This window comes from Bacillus stratosphericus, from assembly GCF_020524495.1.
Classification (GTDB): Bacteria; Bacillota; Bacilli; order Bacillales; family Bacillaceae; genus Bacillus; species Bacillus stratosphericus_B.
This window is the reverse complement of record NZ_JAIVLB010000075.1, coordinates 1-4,176: the sequence shown is the minus strand read 5'-3', so window position 1 is coordinate 4,176 and position 4,176 is coordinate 1. Positions and strand designations below refer to the sequence as shown.

The following is a 4,176-nucleotide window of genomic DNA, read 5'->3' as shown; positions in this document are numbered from 1 at the left end:
TATTATTATAACAACATTCGTATTCAAACAAAACTAAACAACCAATCACCGATAAACTATCGGCAATTGGCTGTATAAAGGTGTTTTGATCCCTGTCTCAAAAACGGGGGTCAGTCCCAAGCATTGGGTGTTTTTTCTTGTGGTCAATGAATATAATATTTCAATGAAAATGATGATGAAGTTTGGTAAAGTACTGCTTGTTTTAAAAGAGCTGAAATAAAAAGTCTTGGAAATGAGTATATTACTGCGAAATCCACAACAGATTCGCACGGCTATGTTTTCATTGATTCCACGTTAAAAAAGTGAATGGCAGCTGCTCAATCTGTTTATTTAGTCAGTCCGTAGAGACCTCATTCTCCCGTCACGTGCCTTCATACAAAAATGGAGGATCATAATAAAAGCAGAAGGATGGCATAATTGGGATAACAGTGACAACGAGAAGGGAGCAATGTGACAAACCGCTTGAAATGGTCAACGATTTTAACCAAAAACGAAGCAAGTCAAATCACGGTTCAGGCTGTTCTTGGTGAAACCGATGGATGGAATCAAAAAAAGGTAGAGGCTTGTCAGTTTTCGTCAAAGAAAGCTGACTTTTCTGTTTAAAAAACCTTTGAGAACAAACGTTCTTTTGTGTATAATGAAAAAGGAGGGATTGCGTGAAGCGTTTTTCACAGTTCATGGTTTTACATATTTGGATCATGTCGATTTTATTGCTCCCTTTTTCAGTGAAAGATGAATATCTAAAAGCTCATGATCATCAAGCTGAATGGATCACGGTTTTAGACGAATTCATTCAAGCAGCACCTGATTTAGAGGGCGCTATCTCTGGCATTAGCGTCCGCGATACTTCTGATACCTCTCTTCTTTATGAACATCAAGCTGATATCCGTCTCACTCCTGCTTCTAATATGAAACTGCTCACATCAGCTATCGCCCTTGATCTACTTGGTGAAACACACACATTCCCTACAGACGTATGGATGGATGGTTCTATTCAAAAGAAAACGTTATATGGCAACCTGTATCTCCGAGGCACAGGAGATCCTACTTTATTAGAGGAGGATTTTGCTGCATTAGCCAAACAAGTCAAAAAGGCAGGCATACATACAATTCGTGGACAGCTTGTGGGAGATGACACTTGGTATGATAATACGAGATATTCCATTGATTTGCCTTGGAGTGATGAAGATCAATATTACGGCGCACAAATATCTGCTCTCACAGCTTCACCGAATCGAGACTATGATGCTGGAACCATAATCTTTGAAGTAAAGCCTGGAAAGAAAGCTGGTCAGAAAGCCACATATGACATGATTCCGAAGACTGACGTTGTTCATGTCATCAACCGAGTAAAAACGGTTTCAGAAGGCGGAAAAAAGAAGATATCTTTTAAGCGATCTCACGGTTCGAACGACATTACTTTGACTGGGAGCATTCCACTTAAAGCAAGTACATCTAAACAATGGGTTGCATTATGGGAGCCGACAACCTATGCCTTAGACTTAATGAAACGTGCGCTTAAGGCAGAAGGAATTCAGGTAAAAGGACCACCCAAAACAAAACAAGTTCCTAAAAAAGCAACAAAAATCGCCTCTCATTCATCTATGCCTTTATCAGAACTGCTTGTTCCCATGATGAAATTAAGCAACAACACCCATGCAGAAATTTTGTTAAAGGAACTTGGTAAGCGGGTAAAGAACAAAGGAAGTTTTGAAAAAGGGCTAGATGTGATAAACGATCGACTTTCTGCCTTTGGCATAGATCCGTCACTTACTGTGCTAAGAGATGGGTCAGGCATATCACCGATTAACCTTGTCTCTGCAAACCAATTTACTCTATTTTTGACAACCATTCAAAAAGAAAAATGGTTTAAGACCTATATAAATGCGCTTCCGTTAGCAGGAGCAAGTGAACGAATGGTGGGAGGCACATTAAGGAACAGATTGAAAGAACCAGCTACACTAGAAAAAGTACGTGCGAAAACAGGCTCATTATCAACTGTCAGCACACTTTCTGGATATATGGAAACGCAGAGCGGAAAAACGCTCGCTTTTTCCATATTATTGAATCATCTTGTTGATGACGAAAAGGGAAAAGATATAGAAGACCGTATTGTCAGCATCTTAGCTGAGGATCTTTAGACAGAGAAGGAGAACCATCATGACGTTAGATAATCATCAATCTTTAGTAAAAACCATGTCCATCTTTCTGATTCCCCTTTTATTAAGCAATATTTTACAATCAATCGGACAGCTTGTGTCTATTGTACTTGTCGGTAGATGGATTGGAGAGGATGCAGTAGCTGCGATTTCTGCATTCTTTCCACTTTTCTTTTTACTCGTTTCTTTTTCTATTGGGATTGGGTCAGGAAGCTCGATCCTGATTGGACAAGCATACGGTGCAAAAAATGAACAGAGATTAAAAGAAATTATAGGCACAACGCTTTCGTTCACCTTTTTGATCGGATTCTCTTTAGCAATCATTGGAGGTTTCTTCGCAACAGATATCTTAAATCTGATGGGGACACCTGCCAATATTGTTGAGGAAAGTGCGGCTTATGCTAGAATTCTTTTCATCTCAATGCCGATCTTATTTCTTTATTTCGTCTATACGACCTTTTTACGAGGGACAGGGGATTCGAAAACGCCTTTTTATTTTTTAATAATTAGTACAGGAACGAATATTTTGCTGTTGCCGATTTTATTATTCGGCTGGCTCGGGCTACCGGCTTTTGGTTTGTACGGCGCTGCGTATTCCTCTGTGATTTCAACAATTGTGACGTTTATCATTCTGCATATCTATCTATATAAAACAAAGCATCCGCTGCGGATTGATGCGTCGGTTAGAAAGCATGTATTGATGAAAGGGGATCTATTAAAAACGTTATTAAAGCTAAGTATTCCTTCAAGCATTAATATGATCCTCATTTCTTTATCAGAAATTGCTGTCATTTCTTTTGTAAATGACTATGGTTCACAGGCAACAGCTGCCTATGGTGTTGTCAATCAGGTCGTGAGCTATGTGCAGATGCCAGCAGTTAGTCTTGGCATTGCCGTCTCTATCTTCGCAGCACAATTCATTGGTGCAGGAAACATGAATCGTCTCAAAGATGTCATTAAAATTGGGCTAGGACTAAACTTTGCCATAGGCGGATTGATTATTGTTTTCGTCTATATCTTTGCACCGCAGATTTTATCCATCTTTTTAACAGATCCTGAGACGATCGATATTGCGTATAGTCTGGTCGTCATTTCTCTATGGAGCTATCTCATTTTTGGAACGGCGCAAATTGTTGCAGCCACAATGAGAGCAAGTGGAACCGTTCTATGGCCAACGATCTTTAGTGTTTGTTCGATTTGGCTTGTTGAAGTACCAGTTGCTTATGTGCTATCACACTATACATCGCTTGGTATCAAGGGAATCTGGATCGGCTATCCTGCGGCTTTCTTTGTAAACCTACTCCTTCAATTCGGCTACTATCAGCTGATCTGGAAGAAAAAACAGATCGTTGCGCTTGTTCAATCATAATGAGAGGCTATCCTGCGGCAAGATCCATCACTTGTTAGGAGTCTAATCTTCTATGTTTTTGAATCAACGAAGTGAACTCAGCTCGTACGATATTGGTGACTTTTCTTATGCTTGACCAGATTTCCAAGTACTGACGTGGGGAAGTTTAGTTTCATTGCAAACGAAGTGACGTTTGTCTTGGAGGTGAACACCGAACAGATTGGTTCACAACATATCCTTTAATCAAAGCTGCCCGTATTGAAGGACATCCTAAAGCAAAAGGAGATGTCCATATAGGGCATGATGTTTGGACTGGGTATGGAGCGACGAACATGTCGGGAGTAAGTACTGGGAATGGGGCAGTGATTGGTGCAAATAGTGTGATCACAAAAAATGTACCGGCATATGCCATTGCAGGATGAGATATTGTTTTTTTCACATAATTGAAAAACCTCATTTACTAGAATAGTGGATTTTAGAGTTTTCAATCATACAGTCTATGTTTCACTTTTCATAATCTCATAAAAAAGAAAGGCTGATAAAGCCTTTCCCAGCTTGTAGACAAAGTCTACAAGCTTTTTTGTATAATAAGGGTAATAACACAATTCTGCGGGGGATGAACATGTTATCGAAACGTGAAGAAGAGAGAAGAAATCAATTAGAAGTAGT

General features: G+C 39.6%; 4 protein-coding genes. All 4 read left to right on the top strand.

Annotated elements, in window-relative coordinates:
- On the top strand, window positions 1–78 hold a 78-nt coding region (locus LC033_RS17485), incomplete at its 5' end, for an IS3 family transposase (protein ID WP_326849188.1).
- A 372-nt stretch (window positions 79–450) separates the two neighbouring features.
- On the top strand, window positions 451–603 hold the full coding sequence (locus LC033_RS16275; RefSeq protein WP_226570228.1) for a hypothetical protein: 153 nt from the start codon (window positions 451–453) through the stop codon (window positions 601–603).
- Between the two features lie 53 nt (window positions 604–656).
- Window positions 657–2,141 (top strand): D-alanyl-D-alanine carboxypeptidase/D-alanyl-D-alanine endopeptidase, encoded by a 1,485-nt coding sequence (gene dacB, locus LC033_RS16270; RefSeq protein WP_226570225.1) that lies wholly within the window; start codon window positions 657–659, stop codon window positions 2,139–2,141.
- Between the two features lie 19 nt (window positions 2,142–2,160).
- Window positions 2,161–3,528: an MATE family efflux transporter gene (locus tag LC033_RS16265; RefSeq protein WP_226570222.1), complete on the top strand. Its 1,368-nt coding sequence runs from the start codon at window positions 2,161–2,163 to the stop codon at window positions 3,526–3,528.
- Window positions 3,529–4,176 lie beyond the last annotated feature (648 nt).